This window comes from Acinetobacter sp. V116_7 (assembly GCF_056735735.1).
Map to the genome: position 1 here is coordinate 26,501 of NZ_JBWZIF010000026.1, position 26,335 is coordinate 52,835.

At 39.2% G+C, this 26,335-nt stretch carries 26 protein-coding genes; 5 read left to right on the forward strand and 21 right to left on the reverse strand.

Features of this window, described 5'->3' with window-relative positions; all coding sequences use genetic code 11:
* The first annotated feature begins 29 nt into the window (after window positions 1-29).
* On the forward strand, window positions 30-1,022 hold the full coding sequence (locus AC1PJP_RS11225; protein WP_479767049.1) for a hypothetical protein: 993 nt from the start codon (window positions 30-32) through the stop codon (window positions 1,020-1,022).
* A gap of 6 nt (window positions 1,023-1,028) precedes the next feature.
* On the opposite strand, the gene AC1PJP_RS11230 is transcribed toward AC1PJP_RS11225, so the two are convergent.
* The 4 genes from AC1PJP_RS11230 to rpmI form a co-directional block, all read right to left on the reverse strand.
* Window positions 1,029-1,532 carry a GNAT family N-acetyltransferase gene (locus AC1PJP_RS11230; RefSeq protein ID WP_416704834.1) on the reverse strand — a complete coding sequence of 168 codons (504 nt, stop codon included), beginning with the start codon at window positions 1,530-1,532 and terminating at the stop codon, window positions 1,029-1,031.
* 57 nt (window positions 1,533-1,589) lie between these two features.
* On the reverse strand, window positions 1,590-2,147 hold the full coding sequence (locus tag AC1PJP_RS11235) for an NADAR family protein (protein ID WP_479767050.1): 558 nt from the start codon (window positions 2,145-2,147) through the stop codon (window positions 1,590-1,592).
* A 90-nt stretch (window positions 2,148-2,237) separates the two neighbouring features.
* The gene (gene rplT, locus AC1PJP_RS11240) at window positions 2,238-2,597 is read right to left on the reverse strand and encodes a 50S ribosomal protein L20 (RefSeq protein ID WP_000124858.1); all 360 of its coding nucleotides are present in this window, start codon (window positions 2,595-2,597) and stop codon (window positions 2,238-2,240) included.
* Between the two features lie 11 nt (window positions 2,598-2,608).
* Window positions 2,609-2,803 (reverse strand): 50S ribosomal protein L35, encoded by a 195-nt coding sequence (gene rpmI, locus AC1PJP_RS11245; RefSeq protein ID WP_003655048.1) that lies wholly within the window; start codon window positions 2,801-2,803, stop codon window positions 2,609-2,611.
* 236 nt (window positions 2,804-3,039) lie between these two features.
* Between rpmI and nreB the strand changes: the two genes are divergently transcribed.
* Window positions 3,040-4,293, forward strand: a complete 1,254-nt coding sequence (nreB, locus tag AC1PJP_RS11250; protein WP_013198924.1) for a nickel resistance MFS transporter NreB — start codon at window positions 3,040-3,042, stop codon at window positions 4,291-4,293.
* Between the two features lie 44 nt (window positions 4,294-4,337).
* Here nreB and AC1PJP_RS11255 read toward each other — a convergent pair whose 3' ends face one another.
* The 4 genes from AC1PJP_RS11255 to thrS all read right to left on the reverse strand — a co-directional run bounded on the left by AC1PJP_RS11255 (window position 4,338) and on the right by thrS (window position 8,153).
* The gene (locus AC1PJP_RS11255; RefSeq protein WP_199943670.1) at window positions 4,338-4,766 is read right to left on the reverse strand and encodes a YqaA family protein; all 429 of its coding nucleotides are present in this window, start codon (window positions 4,764-4,766) and stop codon (window positions 4,338-4,340) included.
* A 57-nt stretch (window positions 4,767-4,823) separates the two neighbouring features.
* Complete coding sequence (locus tag AC1PJP_RS11260) at window positions 4,824-5,444, reverse strand: glutathione S-transferase N-terminal domain-containing protein (protein ID WP_005302422.1); 621 nt, start codon at window positions 5,442-5,444, stop codon at window positions 4,824-4,826.
* Between the two features lie 229 nt (window positions 5,445-5,673).
* Window positions 5,674-6,225: a translation initiation factor IF-3 gene (gene infC / locus AC1PJP_RS11265; RefSeq protein ID WP_081399203.1), complete on the reverse strand. Its 552-nt coding sequence runs from the start codon at window positions 6,223-6,225 to the stop codon at window positions 5,674-5,676.
* A gap of 5 nt (window positions 6,226-6,230) precedes the next feature.
* Window positions 6,231-8,153 carry a threonine--tRNA ligase gene (gene thrS, locus AC1PJP_RS11270; protein ID WP_479766987.1) on the reverse strand — a complete coding sequence of 641 codons (1,923 nt, stop codon included), beginning with the start codon at window positions 8,151-8,153 and terminating at the stop codon, window positions 6,231-6,233.
* A 393-nt stretch (window positions 8,154-8,546) separates the two neighbouring features.
* On the opposite strand from thrS, the gene AC1PJP_RS11275 reads away from it, so the two are divergent.
* A complete protein-coding gene (locus AC1PJP_RS11275; protein WP_479760636.1) occupies window positions 8,547-10,184 on the forward strand; it encodes an acyl-CoA synthetase in 1,638 nt (545 codons plus the stop codon).
* A 47-nt stretch (window positions 10,185-10,231) separates the two neighbouring features.
* On the opposite strand, the gene yjgA is transcribed toward AC1PJP_RS11275, so the two are convergent.
* The 9 genes from yjgA to mazG form a co-directional block, all read right to left on the reverse strand.
* On the reverse strand, window positions 10,232-10,768 hold the full coding sequence (gene yjgA / locus AC1PJP_RS11280) for a ribosome biogenesis factor YjgA (protein ID WP_004794549.1): 537 nt from the start codon (window positions 10,766-10,768) through the stop codon (window positions 10,232-10,234).
* Window positions 10,769-10,770: 2 nt separating this feature from the next.
* The gene (locus tag AC1PJP_RS11285; protein ID WP_013198928.1) at window positions 10,771-11,040 is read right to left on the reverse strand and encodes an HPr family phosphocarrier protein; all 270 of its coding nucleotides are present in this window, start codon (window positions 11,038-11,040) and stop codon (window positions 10,771-10,773) included.
* A complete protein-coding gene (gene rapZ, locus AC1PJP_RS11290; protein ID WP_004794551.1) occupies window positions 11,037-11,888 on the reverse strand; it encodes an RNase adapter RapZ in 852 nt (283 codons plus the stop codon). The genes AC1PJP_RS11285 and rapZ overlap by 4 nt, the downstream gene beginning before the upstream one ends.
* Window positions 11,889-11,912: 24 nt before the next feature.
* Window positions 11,913-12,761, reverse strand: a complete 849-nt coding sequence (gene panC, locus AC1PJP_RS11295; protein WP_111855404.1) for a pantoate--beta-alanine ligase — start codon at window positions 12,759-12,761, stop codon at window positions 11,913-11,915.
* A 3-nt stretch (window positions 12,762-12,764) separates the two neighbouring features.
* Window positions 12,765-13,574: a 3-methyl-2-oxobutanoate hydroxymethyltransferase gene (gene panB, locus AC1PJP_RS11300; RefSeq protein ID WP_144734264.1), complete on the reverse strand. Its 810-nt coding sequence runs from the start codon at window positions 13,572-13,574 to the stop codon at window positions 12,765-12,767.
* 46 nt (window positions 13,575-13,620) lie between these two features.
* The gene (gene folK, locus AC1PJP_RS11305; protein WP_013198930.1) at window positions 13,621-14,103 is read right to left on the reverse strand and encodes a 2-amino-4-hydroxy-6-hydroxymethyldihydropteridine diphosphokinase; all 483 of its coding nucleotides are present in this window, start codon (window positions 14,101-14,103) and stop codon (window positions 13,621-13,623) included.
* The gene (gene pcnB / locus AC1PJP_RS11310; protein WP_049837868.1) at window positions 14,100-15,563 is read right to left on the reverse strand and encodes a polynucleotide adenylyltransferase PcnB; all 1,464 of its coding nucleotides are present in this window, start codon (window positions 15,561-15,563) and stop codon (window positions 14,100-14,102) included. The genes folK and pcnB overlap by 4 nt, the downstream gene beginning before the upstream one ends.
* A 125-nt stretch (window positions 15,564-15,688) precedes the next feature.
* Window positions 15,689-16,093, reverse strand: a complete 405-nt coding sequence (locus AC1PJP_RS11315; protein ID WP_479766988.1) for a ComEA family DNA-binding protein — start codon at window positions 16,091-16,093, stop codon at window positions 15,689-15,691.
* Window positions 16,062-16,868, reverse strand: a complete 807-nt coding sequence (gene mazG / locus AC1PJP_RS11320) for a nucleoside triphosphate pyrophosphohydrolase (RefSeq protein ID WP_479766989.1) — start codon at window positions 16,866-16,868, stop codon at window positions 16,062-16,064. The genes AC1PJP_RS11315 and mazG overlap by 32 nt, the downstream gene beginning before the upstream one ends.
* Before the next feature lie 112 nt (window positions 16,869-16,980).
* Between mazG and AC1PJP_RS11325 the strand changes: the two genes are divergently transcribed.
* The gene (locus tag AC1PJP_RS11325) at window positions 16,981-17,754 is read left to right on the forward strand and encodes an SDR family oxidoreductase (protein ID WP_479766990.1); all 774 of its coding nucleotides are present in this window, start codon (window positions 16,981-16,983) and stop codon (window positions 17,752-17,754) included.
* A gap of 48 nt (window positions 17,755-17,802) precedes the next feature.
* On the opposite strand, the gene AC1PJP_RS11330 is transcribed toward AC1PJP_RS11325, so the two are convergent.
* Genes AC1PJP_RS11330 through cysM form a run of 4 tightly spaced genes read right to left on the reverse strand, consistent with a single transcriptional unit; the run spans window position 17,803 to window position 23,304 of the window.
* Window positions 17,803-20,109, reverse strand: coding sequence for a RelA/SpoT family protein (locus tag AC1PJP_RS11330; protein ID WP_005302395.1), 2,307 nt, complete (start codon window positions 20,107-20,109; stop codon window positions 17,803-17,805).
* 30 nt (window positions 20,110-20,139) lie between these two features.
* The gene (gene rlmD, locus AC1PJP_RS11335) at window positions 20,140-21,531 is read right to left on the reverse strand and encodes a 23S rRNA (uracil(1939)-C(5))-methyltransferase RlmD (RefSeq protein ID WP_479766991.1); all 1,392 of its coding nucleotides are present in this window, start codon (window positions 21,529-21,531) and stop codon (window positions 20,140-20,142) included.
* A gap of 9 nt (window positions 21,532-21,540) precedes the next feature.
* A complete protein-coding gene (locus AC1PJP_RS11340; protein WP_479766992.1) occupies window positions 21,541-22,359 on the reverse strand; it encodes a 3'-5' exonuclease in 819 nt (272 codons plus the stop codon).
* Window positions 22,360-22,371: 12 nt separating this feature from the next.
* Complete coding sequence (gene cysM / locus AC1PJP_RS11345; protein ID WP_005036815.1) at window positions 22,372-23,304, reverse strand: cysteine synthase CysM; 933 nt, start codon at window positions 23,302-23,304, stop codon at window positions 22,372-22,374.
* A 172-nt stretch (window positions 23,305-23,476) separates the two neighbouring features.
* Between cysM and AC1PJP_RS11350 the strand changes: the two genes are divergently transcribed.
* Window positions 23,477-26,284, forward strand: coding sequence for a GacS-like sensor histidine kinase (locus tag AC1PJP_RS11350; protein WP_479766993.1), 2,808 nt, complete (start codon window positions 23,477-23,479; stop codon window positions 26,282-26,284).
* Window positions 26,285-26,335 lie beyond the last annotated feature (51 nt).

Here is a 26,335-nt window from a genome sequence, read left to right on the forward strand (position 1 = left end):
TAATAGCATCGTCAATGAGATCAACTATTATGGCGCTCAATCAAATTTGGAAACAACAACTTACGCTTGTGACGTATGGTAATGAATACCTCCGTCAGAATTTAAGCTTTACCCAATGGCGACAACATCATATTTTTGACCACCATAGTTTTCAGTTTCGTGACTTAGCTTCTCAGCATTTACTCGCTCAACACTTCCAAGTTTGGCTAGAAGCGCTAAAAAAACAAGGCACCACTCAGCTCAGTTTACATTTATCAAGCCTTCTCAATGAAGAGCAAAATCCAAACAGCAACGTTGAGCTTTTGCCTTACACTCATTTTATCGTTAGCCATCAAAATGATAAGAAATTTGCATGGATTTTTGGACATGAACTTGCTGAATGGTATAACAGTGATAATGAGTTTGAAGCTCCTGCTTCACAAACCTGTGAGCTTCGTTTAGAAACTTTCTGGCGTTTTGAACTCAATGAAAAATTATCAAAAAAAATTGAAACTGATTTAAAAAATCCGCCATGGCAAGAAATAGCTGACTTTATGGAGAGTGAATTATTTCGTAGTAAATATGCAGCAGGGTTTGAGGAACCAGAATTTCAAAAAACTCATTTTGATGGTACAAACATTACGAGCCAAGAACCAAGACTTGCTTTAATTCCAGAGAATTATCCAGCAGATTATGCTCATCAGCTTTTATCTCGTACTCAAGCATTGGCCAATTATTTAGAACAAAAGAAACGCCTTGCAAATGATCCATTAGGAGAAGAGCTAGACCAAGAACAACTCATTAATTTAAGAAATTTTACGCAAAAAACTGATGATTTGTTTGCCAAACTTATTGTTAAGGCTGCAAATCACTACCAAACAGCTCAGATCGTACCTGTAATTAAAGCCTCTCCGTTCGAGCAATCAAATGAAAATCCACAACATTTGAAATCTCATCACCATAAAGGCACTGGTTCAGGCGTTATTAAGCTGATTATTCTAACGATTATTATTTGTGCTCTGGCTTATTATTTTGGTCTTTAACTTAGATTAGAGTTTCCATTGATAAAGTAATTCTGTTATTTCGAAGCCGAACTCCGGTAGTTCGGTTTCGCCAATTATTTTGGCTCCCATTTTTTCATAAAAAAACCGGCTTGGATTTTTATTAAAAACTTCTAAACGAATAAAACTGCATCCCTGATTTAAAGCACATTGATAGAAATTTTGGAATAACTCACGGCCTATGCCTTGTTTTTGAACTTCTCTTAAAAGATAAAAAGCAAGAATTTCAGCAATATTATTTTCTGGATTTAAATAACCATCGAGAAAGCCTTTCACTATTCCATTTTCAGTATAGATAAATAACTTATGATCAGGGCTTTTGGTGATTTCTTTCCATAACTGTTCCCTATCTAGCACGTTAAGCTCATCTAATATTTCCTGCTTAAGCATACCTGTATAGGTTTCTTTCCAACACTGCACATGTACTTCTGCAATAGATAATGCATCCTTAAAAGTAGCTATACGAATTTCTCTTTCGTTTAGTGATTGCAATTCGTTCTCCTCCTGTCACTACTTTTAAAGTGAAGCACCAATTTGTTTCATACAAACTTATTCAGCTAAAAACCGCTCTCGAACATGCATTAAAGCAAAACCTAACAAATTTAAGCCTTGCCATTGAAATGGATCTTGAATATGTGGATGGTCTTGTGCCATACCAATTCCCCAAATTTTATCAACTGGAGATGCTTCAACCAAAATACGATCTTTTGTAGCTAATAAGAATTCTTTCAATTTATGATGCTGAGAGAATTTAGCAAAGTTCGCCTGTACGACAATGTCAAAACGTTTTTCTCGCCATATCTGTTCATCATAATTACGTACTTTACGACCTAGCTGTTTCGCCTCATTCGGATGTTTAACTTGCAAGATCCGTGCAAAAACTTTTTCATCATTAAATAATTTTGCTTTTTGCGCCATCATATAGTGCTCAGCAGTAAAGTATTCATCACCTTCCACTTTAAATTGCGCAGGAAACCACTGGCTAAAACAGCTTTTATCAACAAGATCAGCTTGTTTAGGAGTATGCCCCCAGAAATATAAGTATTTAGACTGATGGTCTTGCTGTACTTTTTGAATTAAGTCCTTTAGAAATTTTTCGTCTTTCATCATTTATCTCTGATTATTTTCTTTTTTAAAATAGAACCACTAAAAATAAAAAAGACCGCTAAAAAGCGGCCTCTTTTTGAATCTCTAAGCTTATGCAGCTAATGCGCCTTTAGCTTTTTCAGCTAAAGCAGCAAATGCTACTGCATCATGCATAGCGATGTCAGCTAATACGCGACGGTCGATGATCACTTGAGCTTTTTTCAAGCCATCGATCATACGGCTGTAAGACAAACCGTTTTGACGAGCACCAGCATTGATACGCGCAATCCATAGAGCACGGAATTGACGTTTCTTTTGACGGCGGTCACGATAAGCGTATTGACCAGCTTTGATTACCGCTTGGAACGCTACGCGGTAAACGCGTGAACGAGCACCATAGTAACCTTTAGCGCGAGCAAGAATTTTTTTGTGACGACGATGAGCCACTACACCACGTTTTACACGAGCCATTTATAATCTCCTTAGATGTATGGGCACATACGACGAACTGAGTTCACGTCAGAAACATGAACCATTACACAGCCGCGTAATTGACGGATACGTTTAGCAGATTTTTTGGTCAAAATGTGGCGCTTAAATGCTTGTTTGCGCTTGAAACCGTGTGCAGTCGCCTTGAAGCGTTTAGCAGCACCGCGGCGAGTTTTCATCTTAGGCATAACAACCTCTTTTGAACACCTGTTCGGAACGTTTGCACCATTGCAAAAACGACCTGCAGGTAAGGGAGCCGATATTCTAAAGCATCCCAACTTAAAACAAAAGTAAAATGCTCATTTTTTGATAGTAAATTGTCTATTTTATATAAACGATATTTTCTATAATCAATTATCAAATTACGAGAAAATCCACAAAATCATCGCCTATAATAAGTGCAATCTCTTAAATTCAAAAGAATATGAATATACAAAATGATGCTTTCGCTGCATTACGGTATCGAGACTTCTCTATCGTTACGATCAATCAGTTTTGCTTAACGCTCGCAATTTTGATTCAAGAAATTATTGTTGCCTATTCATTATACCAAATCACCAAAGACCCACTGACTTTAGGTTTAATCGGACTTGCAGAAGCCATTCCTTTTATTGCCCTTTCTCTTTGGGGAGGCTATTTTGCAGATAGGTTTAATAAACAGATTATTATGAAAATCTGTTTATTTTTCTCGGTTCCCCTTCCCCTGGTTTTATGGCTACTTTTCCACTTACATGGTTTAGGGCATATCAGTGTAAGCTTCCTTTCTTGGGGCATTTATGCTGTTATTTTTGGCTTAGGAACAATCCGCGGTTTCTACAATCCTTCTGCAACATCTTTAAAACCATTTTTAATTCCACGCGAACTTTATGCAAATGGTGCGACATGGACAACCATCGGCTGGCAAAGTGGTGTAATTATTGGACCAATGCTGGGTGGTTTTATGCTTGCTTATTTAGGTAGAGAAACCAGCTTATTTAGCGTTGCTGTTTTGCTTGGTATTTGCTTTATTTTAATTAACTTATTGCATAAACGTGATTTCCCCAAAATTGAAACGGACAATATTTTAGAAAGCCTAGGAGACGGTTTCCGTTTTATCTGGAAAACCAAAATTGTTCTTTGGGCGATTTCTCTTGATTTAGCTTCTGTTTTATTTGGTGGGGTTATCGCGTTATTACCAATTTTCGCAGAAGATATATTAAAAGTCGGTCCGGAAGGGCTTGGATATTTACGAGCTGCTCCGTCTATTGGCGCACTTATCACGATGATTGCTTTGACTCGCTTTCCACCAACTCAGCATGCATGGCGTAACATGCTACTTGCTGTAGCAGGTTTTGGAATATTTACTATTCTGTTCGCCTTCTCAAACAATATGTGGTTATCTCTTTTCGCTCTTGCTATGACAGGCGCTTGTGACAGTATTTCTGTTGTTGTAAGACAAACCATTTTGCAAATTTTCCCACCAGAAAATATGCGAGGCCGCGTTGCTGCCGTAAATGGTATGTTTGTATCTTCAAGTAATGAATTAGGAGCCTTTGAATCAGGTTTAGCGGCTAAATATTTAGGCACGATTACCGCTACAATTTTTGGAGGCTGCATGACGCTGGTTGTTGTGACTTTCTGTTGGATCAAAACGAACGATCTATTTAAAGTTGATATCACCAGAAGCTCAGAAGATTAATTTAAATAGTTATAAATCAAAGCATCTTCGGATGCTTTTTTATTTTAAATAAAACCCATCACCACCCAGTAAATAAACAAATAGCGCCCTGCTTTAGCAATAATAACAATACTAAGGAAGCGCCAAAAATTTTCTTTGAAGAGTCCAGCAACCAAAGTAATTGGATCACCAATGATAGGCGCCCAACTTAAAAGTAAAGAGTAAAAGCCATACTTATGATAAAAGCGCTGGGCTTGTTCTAAACGCTTTTCAGAAACTGGAAACCACTTTCGATGTTTAAACTGCTCTATCTTTAGGCCTAACCACCAATTGACACAAGAACCTAAGACATTACCCAAAGTAGCAGTACCGATTAAAAGCAAAGCTGAATATTGTCCCTTTAATAATAAAGTTACCAACACCGCTTCAGACTGTAGAGGTAATAATGTGGCAGCACCAAAAGCACTGATAAAAAGCAAAAAGTAACTCAGCATAAGCAATTATACCAAATGACTTTTTGCTTTAAGCATTTATTAAATCTAGGCAAGAAATTAAGCTACTTTAATTGATAGTGCTTTCTGAACTGCTGGACGTGCTGTTAAGCGCACAATATATTCTTGTACATATGGATAGTCTTCAAGTTGAATACCTTGCCATTCATAACGCAAGATCCAAGGTAAAATTGCCATGTCAGCAATCGAGTACTCACCAGCAACAAACTTCTGACCAATTAATTGTTTATTAAGTACACCATATAAACGTTTAGTTTCATTTACATAGCGATCTATGGCATAGGGAATTTTTTCTGGGGCGAAACGATTAAAATGATGATTTTGCCCAAGCATAGGTCCTAACCCGCCCATTTGCCACATGAGCCACTGCTCAACCTCAACTCGCTCTTGTTCATCATCTGGATAAAATAATCCAGTTTTTCGACCTAGATATTGCAAGATAGCACCCGATTCAAATATAGATATCGGCTCACCACGAGGTCCATTTTGATCAACAATCGCAGGAATTTTGTTATTTGGAGAAATTCTCAGGAAATCTGGTTGAAATTGATCATTTTCTAAAATATTAATTGGGTAAAGGGTGTAATCCAATCCCATTTCTTCTAAGGCAATTGTGATTTTATGTCCATTGGGAGTGCCCCAATAATATAGATCAATCATTCTATTTTCCTATTCATCGTTATCATGACTGCGTCTTGCGTTATATCATGTTTTAAGAGGAGCGATGAGATTTCCAACACTAAAAAACACATAAAATTCGTGAATTGAATTTCTTAAAAAAATATAGCAATTGTCTTAAATAAAACTGAACAAAGAAAAGTTAAGTGATATTTTTTATTAATATTAGAGTAAAAAAAAGCACTGCTTTTGCAGTGCTTTTTTTTGAGTATTACTTTTTCTTTTTCGGTCCAAGTAACATACCCATTTGACGGCCTTCCATTTTTGGTGCTTGTTCCACAACCCCATACTCAGCCACGTCTGCTTCAATTTTTTGCAATTGAGCTAAGCCAAGTTGTTGATGAGCCATTTCACGACCACGGAAACGTAAAGTGATCTTCACTTTGTTTCCTTCTTCAAGGAATTTCAAAATAGCACGAAGCTTAACTTGATAATCACCAACATCAGTTGCAGGGCGCAGTTTGATTTCCTTCACTTGCACTTGATGCTGTTTTTTCTTCGCATCTTTTTGCTTCTGCTTAAGGTCAAACAAGTGCTTGTTGTAATCCATAATTTTACAAACAGGCGGCTCGGCGTTTGCAACGATCTCAACAAGATCAAGTTCAACCTCTTCAGCAGCACGCAGTGCTTCACTTAATGAAACAATTCCTTTTTGCTCACCTTCAGCACCGACGAGGCGTACTTCTTTTGCACGGATCTCATCGTTAATTGCTGGACGGTTGCTTTTTGCACCTTGTTGTTGGTTACGGTCAGGCTGTTTAATCTTTCTTACTCCACAATATACCGGCCGCGTTCGGCGACGGCAGACTTCACTAAGTCAATGAATGCATCTACTGACATAGTACCTAAATTTTTTCCTGAGCGCGTACGTACATTCACTGTACCTTCTTCAACTTCTCGATCACCAAGAACTAACAGGTAAGGAATACGCTCTAAAGTACGCTCACGAATCTTAAATCCGATTTTTTCGTTTCTCAAGTCAGAAATAGCACGAAGACCATTTTCTTTGAGTTTTGCTACGACTTTCTCACAAGCTTCAGCTTGTGAGTCAGTAATATTCATAACACATGCTTGTAACGGCGACAACCAAGGTGGCATGAAACCAGCGTAGTGTTCAATTAGTATACCAATAAAACGTTCAAAACTGCCAAGAATTGCACGATGCAACATAACAGGCTGATCACGATCATTGTCTTCAGTTACGTAAGACGCATCTAAACGCTCTGGTAAGTTGAAGTCACATTGAATAGTACCACATTGCCATACACGTCCGAGACAGTCTTTCAATGAGAATTCAATTTTCGGACCGTAGAACGCGCCTTCACCTGGCTGTAATTCCCACTCAAGACCCGCAGCATCTAAAGCATCTGCTAAAGATTTCTCAGCCATATCCCAAAGCGCGTCATCACCCACACGTTTTTCTGGACGTGTAGACAATTTCATTTGCACTTCTTCAAAGCCAAAATCTTTATAAACATCTAAAGTGAGCTTGATAAAATCTGCCACTTCTTGACCAATTTGTTCTTTAGTACAGAAGATATGAGCATCATCTTGTGTAAAACCGCGTACACGCATAATACCGTGTAAAGAACCAGATGGTTCGTTACGATGGCAAGAACCGAACTCGGCTAAACGAATTGGTAAATCACGGTAAGACTTCAAACCTTGGTTGAAAACTTGCACGTGACATGGGCAGTTCATTGGTTTAACCGCATAATTACGACTTTCAGAATGAGTCGTAAACATGTTGTCAGCGTAGTTTGCCGCATGACCTGATTTTTCCCAAAGCGTAAAGTCTACGATTTGTGGAGTTTTAATCTCGAGGTAACCATTGTCTTGCTGAACTTTACGCATGTATTGTTCAAGAACTTGGTAAATCGTCCAACCATTTGGATGCCAGAACACCATACCCGGTGCTTCTTCTTGCATATGGAACAAGTCTAAGGCTTTACCAATTTTACGGTGGTCGCGCTTTTCAGCTTCTTCAATACGCTTAATGTACGCAGCAAGCTGTTTCTTATCAGCCCATGCTGTACCATAAATACGTTGAAGTTGTTCATTCTTCGCATCGCCACGCCAGTAAGCGCCAGAGATTTTTGTCAGCTTGAATGATTTTAAGAATTTGGTGTTTGGTACGTGTGGACCACGACACATATCCAAATAATCTTGATGGTAGTACAAGCCCATTTGTGTTTCTTCAGGCATGTCTGCAATCAAGCGTAATTTGTATTCTTCGCCACGTGTAGTAAATTCAGCAATTACTTCATCACGCGGTGTCATTTTTTTAACGACATCGTAATCTTGATCGATGAGCTTTTTCATGCGCTCTTCGATCGCTGCCATATCGTCTAATGTAAACGGACGAGGCATCCAGATGTCGTAGTAAAAACCTTCTTCAATGACTGGACCAATCACCATCTTGGCTTCAGGGAATAGCTGTTTAACAGCATGTCCTACAAGGTGTGCACAAGAATGGCGAATAATTTCAAGACCTTCTTCATCTTTTGGAGTGATAATTTGTAAGGTCGAATCTTCGGTAATTAAGTCACATGCATCAACTAAGCGATCATTTACACGGCCAGCAACAGTATTTTTTGCTAGACCAGGCCCGATACTTTGGGCAACTTCCATAACAGATACAGCGTGATCAAAACTTTTTTGATCGCCATTTGGCAATGTGATAATTGGCATAAAAAAATCCTTAAGGAGTGATGCCCTATACGAAGGAGCATTTCACCGCGAGATTATGATCGAGGCGAACCTCAAAATATAAAAACGGTGTAAATCAAAATTAAAAAACCTGAAAGATTTTACACTTGTTCAAGCAAAGTGAAAACCTTTGAGCCCACAAAATCATAAATACATTTTGCTTATCAGGTAAACAGCAATAAATGACTTAAAAATATATTGGGAAGATTTTTTAAACACACTCAGCGCAAGTGGTTTAAGATGAAGAAAATAGCATTTTTGCTCATTTTCTGACTGAAGGGTATTTCTGTTTAAGACTAAAGCATAGATGCTTTGATGCGTATTAAGTCATATTTTCAAAGAATGAATTAAAAATAGAACACGGAGTTGTTTACCATGGTTAGTGCTTATGATGAGTTACCACGCACACCCGCAAACTTTGTTGCATTGTCACCTCTACGCTACTTAGAGCGTGCAGCTTATATTTATCCAAATCAAGCTTCAATTATTCATGGTAAGCGCCAAATTTCATGGAAAGAAACTTACCAACGTTGTTGCCAGTTTGCTTCTCAGCTCAAACAACTGGGAATTAAAAAAAATGATACGGTGTCGGTCTTATTACCAAATATTCCTGCCATGGTTGAAGCACATTTCGCAGTTCCAATGGCTGGTGCCGTACTTAATACACTCAATACTCGCTTAGATGCAAAAACCATAGCTTTCATGCTTGAACATGCTGAAAGTAAAGTGCTGTTGGTTGACCCTGAATTTGTTAATTTGGCAAGAGAAGCCCTCTCTCTTATTCCTGACCAACACATTATTGTGATTGATGTAGCTGATGATGAATATGAAGGTGAAAATCAGTTTATCGGTTCTTTTGAATATGAAGAATGGATAGCCCAAGGCGATATTAACTTTGTATGGCATTTACCAGAAGATGAATGGGATGCAATTAGCTTAAATTACACATCTGGAACAACGGGTAATCCTAAAGGCGTTGTTTATCATCATCGTGGGGCTTATCTCAATGCTGCAAGCAATATCTTAGCCTGTGGCATGAAACCTCGTGCTGTGTATTTATGGACATTACCGCTTTTCCATTGTAATGGCTGGTGTTTCGCATGGAGTATCGCAGCAAGCGGTGGAACGAATATTTGTTTGCGCAAAGTCGACCCAGAATTAGTCATGCAACTCATTGCAGAACATAAAGTTGATTATTTCTGTGGTGCACCGATTGTTCTTTCAATGATTATTAACTTACCTAAAGAAAAACAAACCAACTTTGATCACCATGTTGAAGTTATGGTTGCTGGAGCAGCTCCTCCAGTTGCTATTATTGAAGGTATGCGAAACATGGGAATTAACGTCAACCATGTTTATGGCTTAACAGAAACATATGGTCCTTCTGCCTTATGTGCTTCACAATCTGGATGGAATGAGCTTTCAATTGCTGAACAAGCTCAGCTTCATTCCCGTCAAGGTGTACCCTACCCATTACAAGACAGTATGCGTGTGTTAGACCCCGAAACAATGCAGCCTGTACCAAATGATGGACAAACCATGGGAGAAATTATGTTTCGTGGCAATATTGTCATGAAAGGCTATTTAAAGAACCCTCAAGCAACTCAAGAAGCTTTTGCTGGCGGATGGTTCCACACGGGAGACTTAGCCGTTTGCCATCCAGATGGTTATGCAAAAATTACTGACCGATCAAAAGACATTATTATTTCAGGTGGAGAAAATATTTCATCTTTAGAAGTAGAAGATGTGTTGTATAGACACCCAGCTGTTTTAACTGCTGCCGTCGTCGCTAAACCCGATGCTCGTTGGCAAGAAGTACCCTGCGCATTTATTGAATTAAAAATGGGTGCTACAGCAACACCGGAAGAAATTATTGAACATTGCCAAAAAGAGTTAGCCCGCTTTAAAGTTCCTAAAGATGTGGTTATTACAGAAATTCCAAAAACATCGACCGGCAAATTACAGAAGTTTATTTTGCGGGAATGGGCAAAAGAACGTGCTGAGAATATATAAATAAAAAAAGCGACGCCTCGAGCGTCGCTTTTTTTATTTAAGCGCATTTAGCCTTGATCAGACAATAATGCGATTTGCTGCACATAGTTAACAAATTTAACTTTTGATGCCTCAATATCTGCTTCACTCGCCTGTTGAGTTTTATCGCGGTTGATTCTCAACACATGCTGACGCAAGGTGTGACGTTCCGATGCATTATAAATTTTACTAAATTCATTAATTGCAGGATCACCCTGCTCAATCATACGGTCAACCCAACGCATTAATTGAGCCTGTCTTTTTGCGCCTTGTTGCGGAGTTAAATAAGACAAAATAATCGTCTCATCTTCATTGCGCAATAACTTACCAATACGTTGAAATTGGCGACGACGTGCTTCAAAAGAACTAATGTTCTGCACTTCCATTAAAGCATCAATTAAACGCTCATCAACTGGAAGTTTCTGAATTTGTTTAATAGAAAGTTGCGCAAGTTGCTCACCTAAAGCAGCCATGCGTTGCACTGCTTTTTTCTGTTCGGTTTTACTTGCACGTCCTTCTAAAGAACCGAAATCTTCTTCAGTATAACGTTGGGAACCACGTGCCACGATTAATCTGCCTCATAAAATTTTGCTGCGAATAACGCCAGTACTTCATTTAATGCCTGCTCTTCGTCGGTACCATCAATGACCAATCGCAAAGTGGTCCCTTTACCTGCACCTAACATCAGCAAAGACATAATATTTTTTGCATCTACCAAATGATCGCCTTTTCCAATCTGGATCGACGAACGAAACTTTGTAGTGACCTCGATCAGTTTTCCTGATGCACGAGCATGTAAACCGAGTTTATTAATTACATCAACAGTTGTGTCTATCATGACCAGTGCTTCATTTCTCTGTGTAAGACCTGAACAGACCATTCTGCCTCAAGTGCTTGTTTTAGTCTATCTACGATATAAACCGAACGATGTTGCCCCCCAGTGCAACCAATAGAAATCGTCATATAGTGACGATGTCCTTCAGCAAATGCGGGAAGCCATTTTTTTAAGAAGTGAAGAATATCATCAAACATTTCGTTTGCTTGCGGACTTGCTTCTAAAAATAGTCTTACTGGCTCATCCAAACCAGAAAAACGTCTTAATTCTAAATCCCAATGCGGATTTGGTAAATGCCGTACATCAAAAACATAATCGGCATCCAAAGGAATGCCATGTTTATATCCAAATGACTGCAATATGACAATAAGCTTATCTGACTGCCCCAATTTAGACAGTAAAATATGCTTTAAATCATGAACGCTTTTATCCGTTGTATCAATATGAACCGTAGCGCGAAACTGAATCGGAAGCAGTAACTGCTTTTCTTCATGAATACATTGCAACAGACTTTTAAAACGATTAGCTAATGGATGCGGGCGACGCGATGCACTAAAACGCGCAATCAGATCCTGATCTTGTGTCGTCAAGTAAATAACATCAACAGTTCCATGTCTTTGTAATTGCTCAAACACATGATCGAACTCTTGCATATCTGCCCGAGTACTTCTTACATCCACACCTAAAGCTAATTGCTCTAGATTGTTTTCATGATCTAGCTTTGCCACAATTTCAGGCAGCAATGCCAAAGGCAAATTATCAATACAGTAATAGCCCAAATCTTCTAATACTTGAAGGGCCGAAGATTTTCCTGAACCAGACTGTCCTGTCACGATAAGTATACGCTTCATGGCATGGCTGTCCTTTGATCTCTTTTATTGGGGTGTAAAGGCAACTTCTAAATTGTCAATCAAACGAGTTGCACCTAGTTTTGCCGCGACAAACAACACAATATCACGATCAAATTGAGTAGCAGGTAACAGATTTGTCTGACGAGCTTCGACATAATCAACAACAAAACCATTATCTGTCAACTGAGTTTTGATATCTTCTACAACTTGTTGCAAATCTTTGCCTTGATGTAACTGTTGCTCAGCCTGCTTCAAACTTTGATAAATAACCGGAGCGATCTGACGGTGCTCAGCGCTTAAATAACCATTTCTTGAGCTAAGTGCCAAACCATCTGCTGCACGAACAATTGGCACGCCAATCACTTCTAAAGGAATATTTAAATCTTGTACAAACTGACGAATAACGGCTAACTGTTGGTAATCTTTTTGTCCAAAGAAAGCGTAATTCGGTTGCACAATATTAAAGAGCTTAGTTACAACCAAAGCTACACCATCAAAGTGTCCTGGACGTGAACTACCACATAAAGCATCTGTAATCTGACTGACACTGATGTTCGTTAAACGTGGTTGTGTACCGTACATTTGCTCAACTGATGGTGCAAAAATAATGTCACAGCCAACATCAGCAAGTAGGCGACTATCTTGCTCTAAAGTACGAGGATAGCTGTCAAAATCTTCACCTGGACCAAATTGCGTCGGATTTACGAAGATGCTTACAACCACAACATCACATAGCTTTTTCGCTTCACGAACAAGTGTGAGATGCCCTTCATGTAGATTTCCCATTGTTGGGACAAAACCAATAATTTTACGTGCAGCTCTAGCAGGATTTAAAGAAGCTGCAAGACCTTGTATGGTGGTTTCTGTTTTCATGAATTACAGCTCAACGTGAAAAGTATGTTCTTTGGCAGGGAATGACTGATCCTGCACAGCAGCATGAAAAGATTTAAAGGCATCTAAAATGGCAGTTTCACCTGATTGCTCTTTCATAAAGTTACGTACAAAACGCGCAACTCGACCAAAAGTTAACCCCAACATATCTTGTACAACCAATACTTGACCATCAGTTGCATTACCTGCGCCAATACCAATTACAGGCGTATTTGGGAATAATTCAGCAATTTCTTGACCCAATTGAGCAGGAACACATTCAAGTAATAATACCGCTGCACCCGCCTCAACCACTGCTGTACAATCGGCAATAAGCTGATCTGCTGCTTCACGTGTTCTAGCTTGTAATTTATAGCCACCGAATACATGTACAGATTGAGGTGTTAAGCCTAAATGTACACAAACAGGTACACCATTACGGGTTAAAACCTGCACGATTTCACTTAACCATGCACCGCCTTCGATTTTCACCATTTGAGCACCAGCTTGCATGACTGTTCTTGCATTTTGCAAAGCATCATTCAAGGTTGCATAACTCATAAATGGCAAGTCTGTCATAATCAAGGCATGTTGATTACCACGGCGTACCGCTGCCGTATGATAAGCCATATCTTCAACGGTTACTGGCAAAGTTGAATCTCGCCCTTGAATTGCCATTCCAAGAGAATCACCAATTAAGATTGTATCAATTTCAGCAAGTTCCATTGCTTTTGCCATGCTTGCATCGTAACAAGTTAGACAAGAGAACTTACGTCCTTCGGCTTTAAATTTTCTTAAGTCACTTAGACTAATCATGATGATATCCTCTACAGGAGTTTGCAGAACATAATGAATCGAGAGCTTAAGCCCAAGACTCATCCGCAAGTACAGTCAGCGTTGGCTGCTGTATCAGTTCTAAATTTTTAAGTGGCTGATCATTAATCTGTAAATCAGCATCTAAATCTAATAAAGGAATCACAACGAAATCTCGTTGTAGAATGCCTATGTGCGGCACAGTTAAGCGCTCATTGTGAATTTTTTCATTGCCATAAATAAGCAAATCCAGATCTAAGGTTCGCTCACCCCAACGACGAAGCCGTACACGACCAGCTTCTTGCTCAAAACGTTGTAAATGATCCAGCAAATCTAAAGGCGCAAGATCGGTATTTAATTCTGCAACTGCATTTAAATAATTTGGCTGATCTTGAGGTCCCATAGGCGGACTTTGATAAAGTCTAGAGACTTTAACCATTCCTAACGTCTTAAGCTTAGCAATGGCTTCAGATAAAATTTGACGTGAATCGCCTAAATTACTTCCTAAACCAATATAAGTGGTTATTGTCATTGCGTTGGCCCAAAGACGACTTGGCTTAAATCACGTTGTACTCGCTTACGTTTTAAAATTGGATGATCGCCCATCACGCCTGCTTCAGAAGTAGTCGCTTTTTCAACAAATCGGCCAACTGCCTGATCTTGTCTAGTACGTTCTTTTTTCCCACGGCGAGTACGTGGTTCCGGAATATCAACCAAAGGTTCAATTTCCGTGTCAACTTTATTATTTTCAATAGGTTCAGCAGCAGCTTTACGACGGTTTCTAGCTTTCTGACGATTATATTGGCTAATCGCAGCTTCTTTTTCGTCATTTGACATTTCTTGGTAGGCTTCCCACCAGCTTCCCATTCCTTGTGTTGTGTCATCACCTGACTTTTCACGAAGTAATAAGAAGTCAAAACCTGCACGGAAACGAGCATGTCCAGCCAATGCTTCTATTTGCTGTGGTTTTGGATTGAGCAAACGGGTCTGCATTTCCCAAACTTCACGAATAAAAGTTTCTGCAAAGCGAGGAATAACTGTACGTGTTGCTTGACGTTTTAAGACATCTAAACCAGCCTGTGCACGGGCTTCAGCCGGCACAATACCTTTAGATAAATAAAACTCACAACGCTCTAAAAATGGTTGCCACAATAACACAGCATAGAAAAATGCTGGGTTAATTGTTTTCCCAACCTGAATACGTTGATCTGTATTCTTTGCTGCTCTTAAAATAAATGGAGTGAGGTTAGGCTGAATATCTGCAAAGAGTTGCTTCCAAACACCAAACTCAATCAACATTGGCAAAACACGCGCCAAATGCCCCATTGTGAACAGCTTCTGAGATTCATCGTATAAACGATGCGGAGAGACATCACGCAGTAATTGCGTCATTTCAGCATCAAAGATATCGAGAATATTTGAATCAATTTTGAAATTTAACTTGGCTGCAAAACGTAGAGTTCGCAGCATACGCACTGGGTCTTCTTCGAAGCGCTGTGCAGGATCGCCCAATAAACGTAGAGTTTTATTTTTTACATCGTCAATTGCTTTGCAGAAATCGAGCACAATACTCTTACGCGGTTGGTAATATAGCGTATTGATTGAAAAATCACGTCGAGCAAAGTCTTGTTCGATAGTACCCCAATTATTGTCACGTAAAATCATGCCTGAAGCACTAGTGACTGCTTTTTTAGGAGGAGCACGGAATGTAGCAACTTCAATAAGCTCACGCCCTGAATAGACATGTGCTAATTCAAATCGACGACCAATGATTCGGCAACGTCTGCCAAAAACTTCTTTAATTTGAGAAGGTGTCGCATTGGTCACTGCATCGAAATCTTTAGGATTAAACCCTAGCATTAAATCACGGACACCACCCCCAACAATATAAGCTTCATAGCCAGCTTTAGTCAGGCTATCGATCACATCTAAAATCGAAGAAGGAAGTTGGGCTGTGGACAAACCACATTTTGACGCTCGCAAGGTTTGCAAAAGACGCTGTCTCCTACGTCAGGACGTAAATAACAAGTTGTCGCTAATCATAGCTCTAACGCACACAAAGGGCAATTTGATTCTCTGTAGTTTGCGCATGAAATGACAATTGACAAACAGATGATTTATAAAGTCAAACGCGCTTTATTCTTTTCAAAAATGGCTGGACCAATGCCCTTTACGCTTTTAAATTCATCAATATTTTTAAAGCCACCATTCTTTTGACGGTATTCTACAATCGCTTGAGCCTTTTTCTCACCAATACCTTTTAGCTTTTGAAGCTCATCAATATTGGCTTGATTCAAGTGAACTTGTCCCGAAGAGTCAGTCATGGCTGAGCTTTTTGGAACGCTAGAATGCGAGGCGTGTTGCATGCTCAACTTCTGATCATACATCTGCTGTTTAGCCTTCCACTCCTTAAAATTTTGATCAAAAGATTGAGCCTGAACAAAGGTTGAAGAAATCAGGCTCCAAAATAAAACAATAAAAATATAAGACTTACTCTTCCAAAGATTCATGCTGAGATGCATGTGTTTTTTCCCCTAATCTTAACTGCCGCTTTGCCTGATTCCACAATTCATCCATTTCAGACAAGGTCATATCTTCTAATGTTCTTTGCTGTTTTCGTGCTTGATCTTCAATAAAAGCAAAACGGCTTCTAAATTTATGTATTGTTGATAAAAGTGATGTTTCACTTGAAATCGCAAGTTTACGTCCTACATTGACTAATGAAAACAGGCAATCTCCAAATTCATCTTGAATTTCATCAATATTTTGATTTTTTAGTGCTTGCTTAAACTCATCTAGCTCTTCTTCTAGTTTTCCATAAGCATCTTCTACGGTTTCAAAGTCAAACCCAACTTTTGCGACATTTTCTTGAATTTCTTGTGCCTGCAATAGAGCTGGTCCATGCTTAATTTCGTCCAACCTTGATTGCGGCTTGCCTTGTTTTTCTTGCTGTTTAATTTGTTTCCAAAGCTCACTTACTTGCTCTGGCGTTAAGTTATTAAATTGATCTGCCTGAAAAACATGTGGATGGCGGCGAATTAACTTTTCACTTATTGCCTCAACAACATCTTGAAAGTTAAAAGCACCTTGCTCACTAAACATTTGTGATTGAAACACAACTTGTAATAACAAATCGCCTAGCTCATTTCTGATTTCATTGATATCCCCCTGACGAACAGCAGCCTCAACTTCATATGCTTCTTCAATCGCATATTTAGTCAGTGACATTGGGGTTTGTTGTTGATCCCATGGACATTTTTCTCGTAACTCTTGCATGATGTTAAGCAATTTATCCATGGTAACCCTCAAGTTTAAAAAGTCGGTCAGTAAAACTAAGATTTTAATTTGTTATGATCAAAATCAAAGCGATTAAATCAGTCGCACTATTGTACTGACAAAGAGAAAAAAGATGAGATACAGTATTCTGATTAGTGGTGCCGCTCAAGGTATTGGGGCTGAAATTGCACGCATATTCTACAAACAAGGATATAAAGTAGGCATTTATGATATTAATGAATCGCTTGCTCAAGAATTGGCAAACGACTTAGGGCCAAATGCCCGTGCCGGCTATCTAGATGTAAGTGATTACGACCAATGGCAACACATATTAAAAGAATTTACTGAATGGGCTGGCGAACTCAATATTTTGGTAAATAATGCCGGTATTTTATATTCTGGTGCATTTGAAACAACTGATATTAAAGCTCACCAAAGAACAATAAATATTAATGTAAACGGTGTCATCAATGGCTGTCATGCTGCCCTACCTTATTTGAAGCAAGCGTCTTTTGCACGTGTTATCAATCTATCTTCAGCTTCTGCAATTTACGGGCAAGCTGACCTTATTTCTTACTCAGCCAGTAAATTTGCTGTTCGCGGAATTACTGAAGGTTTAGATGTGGAATGGAAAAAATATGGTATTCGCGTTTTAGATGTGATGCCGCTGTTTGTGCAAACTGCAATGGTTAACAATATGGATGCAGGCACTATTCAAAATATGGGGATAGATTTAACTCCAAATGATATTGCTCAGCAGGTGCTTGCGCTTGTAGAGAAAAAAGCTCATTTCTGGACACCTACTCACACTCCAGTTGGCATAAAAACCAAACTGCTTTATCAACTCTCAACTTTAAGCCCTCAGTTTTTAAATCGGCTCACTAACATTTATTTATCGAGAAAATAATCCAATATAAAAAAGGCTGTCATTTGACAGCCTTTTTACTCAATTTATTTAAACACCTTGAATCATGCGTCGCGCACTAATAATTCCAGGCTGTTGCTCTAAGCGAGCCAATAAGCGAGAAAGCTGCGCTAAACCCTTAACCTCAATTAACAACTTCATATTGGCAATACCATCTGCTTCAGAAATTGTATTGACCTGACGAATATTGATTTGGTCAGAGAAAATCACTTGAGTTAAGTCTTTAAGCAGACCACGACGATCATAAGCTTCCACCACAATTTGAACGCTTTGACCACGTGTTGGTTGCATTTCCCAATCGGCTTCAACAGCACGCTCTGGTTCTTGCTTAATCATACGTTGGTAGTCTGAACAAATGACTTTGTGGATGCTAACACCACGGTTCAAAGTAATATATCCAGCGATTGACTCACCATGTACGGGCTGACAGCACTGCGCGATGTGCAGCTCTACATTGTCTAAACCATCAATTAAGATTCCATGAGCCGACAACGTATGGCTAGCACGTGGATTTAATGCTGGTTTAAGCACTAGTTCAGGTTCATCCTGATCTAGATGCATTTGACGATTCACCTGATTAATCAAGGCATGTAAGCTAATATCACCGCTTACTAGACTCACCAAAATGTCATCACCCGTTTTCACGTTAAAATGTGATGAGTAATCATTTAGGTCGATACTTTTTGGGTGAATCGCTAGACGAGCTAACTCTTTATTAAGAAGTTCACGGCCAACTTCAAGATTTTTACTACGATCTTGCTGTCTAAACCAATGACGCAGCTTGTCACGAGCACGAGAGGTTTTAATATAACCTAAAGAATTGACCAACCAATCTCGGTTTGGATCACGATCTTTTTTAGTTAAAATCTCAACCTGCTCACCAGTTTTTAAAGTATAGGTAAGTGGCACATAGCGCTGGTTAACTCGCGCTGCATAACACTTATTGCCTACTTCCGTATGCACATGGTAAGCAAAATCTAAAACTGTTGAGCCACGTGGCAATTCCTTAATATCACCATCACGACTAAAAACGTAAATCTTCTCAAAGCCTTCAAAGTCTTGTAACTGTTCAAAGCCTTCAGTTTCATCTTCGTTTTGATGTACCGTCGTTTCATTGCGCTCTTGATAGTGTTCTAAAACAGCACGCAATGAATGCAAACGATGATTAAAGGAATGGTCAGTATTCTTTGAACCTTCTTTATAGTTAAAGTGCGAACATACGCCTAATTCTGCTTCGTCATGCATCTCATGAGTACGAATTTGTACTTCAAGCGATTTATTCTCGGCAATTACAGCAGTATGCAAAGAGCGATAACCATTTGCTTTCGGGTTGGTAATATAATCATCAAACTGATGCGGAATATGACGCCAGATTTGATGAACAATACCTAAAGAATGGTAACACTCAGGAACACTATTGACCAATACACGTAAGGCACGAATATCATAAAGCTGATCAAAACTCAGGTTTTTGCTTTTCATTTTTCGATAAATCGAATAAATGTGCTTCGCTCGACCTGTGATTTCTGACTCAATTCCGTAAGATGCTAACTCATTTTTTAAACGATCAATCACGAACTGAATATAGTGTTCGCGCTCTAATCGTTTTTCATTCAGTAATGACGCAATTTCTTTATAACGATCTGGAGCTAAATAGCGAAAAGCGAGATCTTCAAGTTCCCATTTAAGCTGAGCAATACCGAGTCGATGCGCCAATGGCGAATAAATAGTAAGAATTTCGCGTGCTACGCGTTCTTGACGTTCACGAGATGAATTTGCTAGTTCTCGTAAAGAATAGGTACGTTCAGCAAGTTTAATTAAAACAACACGAACATCTTCGGTAACCGAAATCAGCATTTTATAAATGCCACTTAAATGTTCTCGTTGATTATTATTAAAATGATCTTCTAACCGTTTATTTTTCTCAATGAGTTCCGAGAGCTTACCCATTGCCAAAGTACCTTTGACAAGGTTATAGACCTGCTCCCCAAATTTCTGTTTTACTTCTTCTATATCAGTAATGTCTTCACGCACACTACGATAGAGCATTGCTGCCGATAGAGTATCTTCATCTACATGGAGATGCGCCAGAATGTCAGCCATTCCAACGCCTGTAGCGAAAGTATTTGAACGATGATTAACCGTTGAGTCCAACTCTTTTTGCAGGGTTAAATGAGCAACCTGCTCAAGCTGTTCAAGCTTCGCCCCATCTAATATTTCACGCACCCGATCCAACCATGAGGCTAAACCGATTTGCGTTTCGGCGGCATGCTCTACAGTCGTTTCCTCGGACAACTCAGTTAGTTGTTCAGGTAACTGTTCACGTACTGTGACCATACCATTCTCCTCAATATGTAACTCATGTTTTTAATCGTTTATCTCTTGAATTTTTTCAAATAGTGCAATGGATTCAACATGTTCTGTGTGCGTAAACATGTCCATTACAGCTGCTTTTTTTAACTGGTAACCATATTGGACCAAAACACCCGCATCCCTTGCCAGTGTAGCTGGATTACATGATACATAAACGATTCTTTTTGCTCCAAAATTTGATACATACTGCATAATTTCATATGCACCAGCACGAGGAGGATCAATCAATAATGCATCAAATCCTTGATTTGCCCAAGAATGATGCGAAAAATCTTTTGTTAAATCTTGTGAAAAGAAGGTTGCTTGCACCAAACTATTGCATTTTGCATTAGCTGTTGCCCGTTGCACCATTTCTTCACTCCCTTCCACACCGACAACCTGACCACTCTCACCAATACATCGTGCTAACGGGAGTGAGAAATTGCCTAAACCGCAAAATAGATCAAGTACCTTTTCACCTTGTTGCAATTGAAGCAATTCACATGCCAATTGAACCATTTGTTCATTTACTGTGGCATTGACCTGAGTAAAATCCAATGGCGAAAAAGCAAAATTTACATCAAACCGCTCTAAAGCATAGTGTAAACGTAAAGCACCTTTTTCATCATCAATACGATGAATACTTTCAGGCCCTTTAGGCTGTAAATACAACTGCCACCCTTTGTCTAACGCAAATTGCTTTAATTGGTTGACATCAGAATTGTTTAATTTTTCTACATGACGAACCAACAAAGAAATTTCATGATCACCTTTTGCTAATTCTACATGACCTATATGCGCTTTGCCTTTTAGACTTTGGAGTAAAGTACGCAGCTCAGGCAAGCTATCTGATAGTTTTTTATCCAAAACACTACAAGTGTGGATAGAAGTTAGCCGATTACTATGATGTTCACGAAACCCCATAATTAAGCGATCTGGCTTTGGCAGATAGCGCACCCCTATTCGAGCACGACGACGATAATCTGTTTGTAAAGATCGAATTGGCTCAAGCCACTGTTCAGGCTGAATTCCTGCAAAATGTTGTAAATGCGATTGGAGCACACTTTGCTTTAACCGGATTTGTTCATCAGGATGGATATGCTGCATGCTACAGCCACCGCAAATACCATAATGAGGACAAATTGCATCTATGCGATGAGTTGAAGGCTCTCCTAACAACTGCACCATCTCAGCTTCTTCAAGACGCTTTGCTTGATGGGTAATCTGAGCCTTTACAATTTCTCCAGGCAATGCATAGCGAATAAAAACTTTCTTGCCATGCTTATCTGCTGGATGATCAGGATGAGAACCATAATGCGCAATTCCTCGCCCCTCATGAGAAAGTGTTTCAACTTGAAAAATATATTCAGGTTGTTGAGGCTTACGAGATTTGGCTTGTTGTTTCAAAGGATGAACCTAAAAATCTGAAGGATTAAAATAGTGAGAAGTAAATTCAGTATGTTTCGAAGTACGTTCCCATACTTCAAGAAAGTCAGACTGCTGCGGCATAGTCTGTAAATATTCAATACTCGAACTAATCCAGTGGTTATGTTCATCTACGCTCAACTGGCCTTTTAGTATCAGCCAACGCAAATAAATAAACCATGTATTGAGTACATCCCCTTCACAATAGCTAGTCAATTTTAACCATTGTTGATTACGAACATATTCAGGCACATGATAACCCGATTCACCGCGTTTACCCGGCAAACCTAAAATGCAGGCAATATCATCAAGCTTTTGAAAATTACGCCCATTAAACATTGCCATCACGTCCATTAAATCAATGTGGCGATGGTGATAACGGTTTTGGTAATTATTAAAACGCTTCTGGCTATCAATCTCACCTTGATCAAACAAGCCCGGTGCAGAAAGCCCATGATACATCGCGCGAAACAGAATAACGGGTAAATCAAATTGTGAGCCGTTCCAACTCACTAAAGTCGGATGACGCTTATCAAAAATTGACAAGAACTTTTGCAAAATCTCAGCTTCAGAATATTGTTCACGACTAAAAGAAAACAATCTGAAACCAGACTCATCAAGCCATAGACCAGAAATACAAACAATTTCATGCAAAGGTAAGCGCTGAAAATCCATGCCTGATTCTTGACGACGGAGTTTAGTCAATGCTTGCTCTACATCAGCCTCTGGCAAATCAAGATGATATAAATGCGCTCCCGCTTTTAAATCAGTTAAAGTTTCAATATCAAAAACTAAGGTAGGGAAACGCATTATTTCTCTCAATTATGAGTTATCGTCCTGTACTGAAAACAATCCTGTAGACAAGTAGCGGTCGCCACGGTCACAGATAATGCAAACAATAACAGCATCTGGATTTTCTTCTGCAATCTTGATAGATGCCCATACCGCACCGCCTGAAGATGTACCTGCACTAATGCCTTCCATACGCGCTAATTTACGCATGGTTTTTTCAGCATCAATTTGTGGAATATCAATAGTACGATCTACACGGCTACTATCAAAAATAGTAGGTAAATATTCTTTTGGCCAACGGCGAATACCAGCAATACTTGATCCATCTGCTGGTTGCAAACCAACAATTTGAATATCTGGGTTTTGTTCTTTTAAATATTTAGAAACACCCATGATGGTACCAGTCGTACCCATTGAGCTTACAAAATGGGTGATTTTCCCACCTGTTTGTTTCCAAATTTCAGGACCAGTTGTTAAGTAATGAGCTTCAACATTATCAGGATTACCAAACTGATTTAAAACGTGCCCCTTACCTTCTTTTTCCATTTGCAAGGCTAAATCACGTGCACCTTCCATACCTTGCTGCGGCGTTACTTCAATCAGCTCTGCGCCATAAGCCAGCATCGCATCTTTACGCTCCTGACTCATGTTGTTCGGCATAATAAGTTTCATTTTATAGCCACGCATTGCAGCAACCATTGCCAAAGCAATACCTGTGTTTCCACTGGTTGCCTCAATCAAGGTGTCGCCTGGCTTAATTTGACCACGTTTTTCTGCCTGCATAATCATGTTATATGCAGGACGGTCTTTTACAGAACCTGCCGGATTATTACCTTCTAATTTTGCTAAAACCGTCGCTTGCGTATGAGAAGCTAATCGCTGCAAACGAACTAGAGGTGTCTTACCTACATAGTGATCTAACAAAAATTCGTCGGCTAAAAAGTCAGGTTGTGTATTACTCATGATCAATACCTATATCGAGGTGCGCCTATTGTATGAAAAAATGCTCGCTACTGCACCCATTTCAATATGCTTTTTCATGAAAGCGATTAAAGCTCGGTCATTTATAAAATGCCGTCTGTTTTAAAATAAAGCGTGATAAGATGCCGTACAGAGAGATAAATCTGATGTAGCCATGTCTAATTTCAATAAAACCTTATCGAAACGCTTACGTCTGAATCATGCATATGGGCAATTGATTGCTCTAATTTTTGTGCCGATTATGATTTTAACAGGGGTCGGTGCTTTTCTGGTTTTAACTGAAACGTCACATTCGGTAAAACAACAACAGCTACATCACGCCTCAGCAATTTTAGCTCGCTACAATCAAATTGCGAAAGATTTATATACGCTAGTCGAATTAGAGCCCGATGAATACGATCATGCTCAGCACATTATGCAAAGCATGTTTAGCGAAAAAAATCTTAAACGCGCGGTATTAATTGATAACAATGGACAGACTTATTTAAGCATTGGTTATCGTGATAATCGTTATTGGCCTAGCTTTCCTAGTAATAATAGTTTTTTTGGTCCCATCTCTTATAACCACAATAATATTTATGGACTGCAAATTAGCAATAAAGCTGGAAAAGCCCCAGTTTGGTTAATGATTGAAATGGATAACCAGCCTCTAGAGTTGGCACGCTATCGCATTATGATTGCCCTCGTCATTACTGGATTAATGACCTTACTATTACTTTTACTTTGCTTGAATTTTTACTCTCGTCGCTGGATTGCGCCGATGTATGAAATTCGCATGCAGTTACAACGCCTCAATGCAGATACTTTAGATCAGCACCTAGTTATTAACAGTACTGGGGAGCTACGCTTACTACAGCGTGATATTGCAAATGTTGTTAAGCGATTACACTTTAGCTTTTTAGAATTAAAAGAACACACTGAACAAACAGAAGAAGACTTACGCAGAACACTAGATACCTTAGAAGTCCAAAACATTACTTATCGTCAAGCACGTGACCAAGCGATTTCATCAAACCAAGCGAAGTCAGTTTTCTTGGCAAATATTAGTCATGAGCTTCGAACACCTCTCAACAGTATTGATGGCTTTATTCATTTATTGCTTCGTCAACAAAATTTAAATAATGAACAAAATCTTTATTTGCAAACCATTCGCAAGTCATCTGCCCATTTATTAGCATTAATTAACGATGTATTAGATTTCTCGAAAATTGATGCAGGTAAGTTAGAACTTGAAACAGCACCCTTTGATTTAGAAGAAGCTATTTTTGATGTCATGGATATGCTATCTCCATTGGCTGCTCAAAAACATATCGCCATGGCTTTTTACTATGCCGACAACATTCCACAAGAAGTGATTGGCGATGCTTTACGCTTCAAGCAAATCTTGACTAACTTGATTTCTAATGCGATCAAGTTCACTCCAGATGGTGAAATTATTGTTCGTGTTCGTATGGAACATGATGATATTGGGCAATGTCTGCTTCATTTCAGTGTTCAAGATAGTGGTATTGGTTTAAGTGGCACAGACCGTAAAAAACTATTTGAATCATTCTCGCAAGGCGATGCCTCAGTTACACGTCAATTTGGTGGTACAGGTTTAGGTTTAGCTATTTCCAAACAGCTTGTTCATCTCATGCATGGTCAAATTGGTTTTGAAGATAACCAAGAACGTGCGCCAACTGAAAAAGGTTCAACCTTCTGGTTTACCGCACAATTTGTGGTAGATGAAGATTACGAAATCGAACATCCACACTTTGAACATTTACAAGTGGTGTCGTATCTTGCTCATCCTGCTACAGCAAGTGTTTTACGTTACTACCTTGAAAACTACCATGTTCCTCATATCGAAACACAATCGATTCTGGACTTGTTTAGCCGATTAAAACATCTTGATCAGAAAGATAATACATGGCTCATTGTTGACCATAGTGGCGACACTGAAGCGTTATTAAAAGAAATTCGCAGTCGTTATCAAGGTAATTTAGCCGTCTATGGCTATCAAATGACACTTGAGCCAAACATGCTCAATGAATACCGTGCTCGCCCTCTCTATCAACCATTAAGTCGAAGTGGACTCATTCAATTATTAAATGATCAACCTATTTTTGAAGAGGAACAACAAGACTTTAATGGTCAGGGGCTACACATTCTGGCAGTGGATGACCATCTCCCTAACTTAATTGTTTTAGAAGCCTTACTCGGCGAACTTAATGTTAAAACAACTAAAGCTCTCAGTGGCCAAGAAGCTCTTAACCTGATCCAAGAACGAATTGACCAGAAACTTAAACCATTTGATTTAGTGTTTATGGACATTCAAATGCCTGTCATGTCAGGCATTGATACCACTCGTGCTATTCGTTCTTTAGAGTCGACACTAGACGGAGAAATGCAACTTCCAATTATTGCACTCACCGCCCACGCACTTGCCGATGAAAAACAAAAACTCCTTAAAGTAGGCATGAATGACTATGTCACCAAGCCAATTCAAATGGAACAAATCATCCAGATCTTAACGCAATGGACTAAAAACAACTTCACAGCAAAAGCCTTAAACAAAGACCACCATGTAGTCGCGGAAGCTTTAGACCCACAAATTTTAAATTGGCAACAAAGTTTGCAGCTTGCAGCGAATAAAGAAGACTTAGCACAAGATCTACTTAAAATGTTAGTAGATAGTTTTCCGACTGAGCTAGATGAAATGCAACAGCTCATTGAGCTTGAAGACTTCCCTCAACTTGAGCATGTTTTACATCGCCTCTATGGGGCTACTCGCTATGTAGGCGCCCCAAAACTACAACAAGTGACTGGTGACTTTGAGCAATTTATTTCAACGCTGCGTAAAGAACGTCGTATAGCAGATGAAGGCTTCATTGAAGAAGTTATGCAGCGCTTTGATGAACTAGGTCTTGTCGTTAAAGAAGTAGAAAGTGCAGCCCATCAAATCTTGGTGATTCCTGACTAACATCTCTATCAAAGAGGCATGACTGAGCTGTCATGTTTCCAAATTACAGCC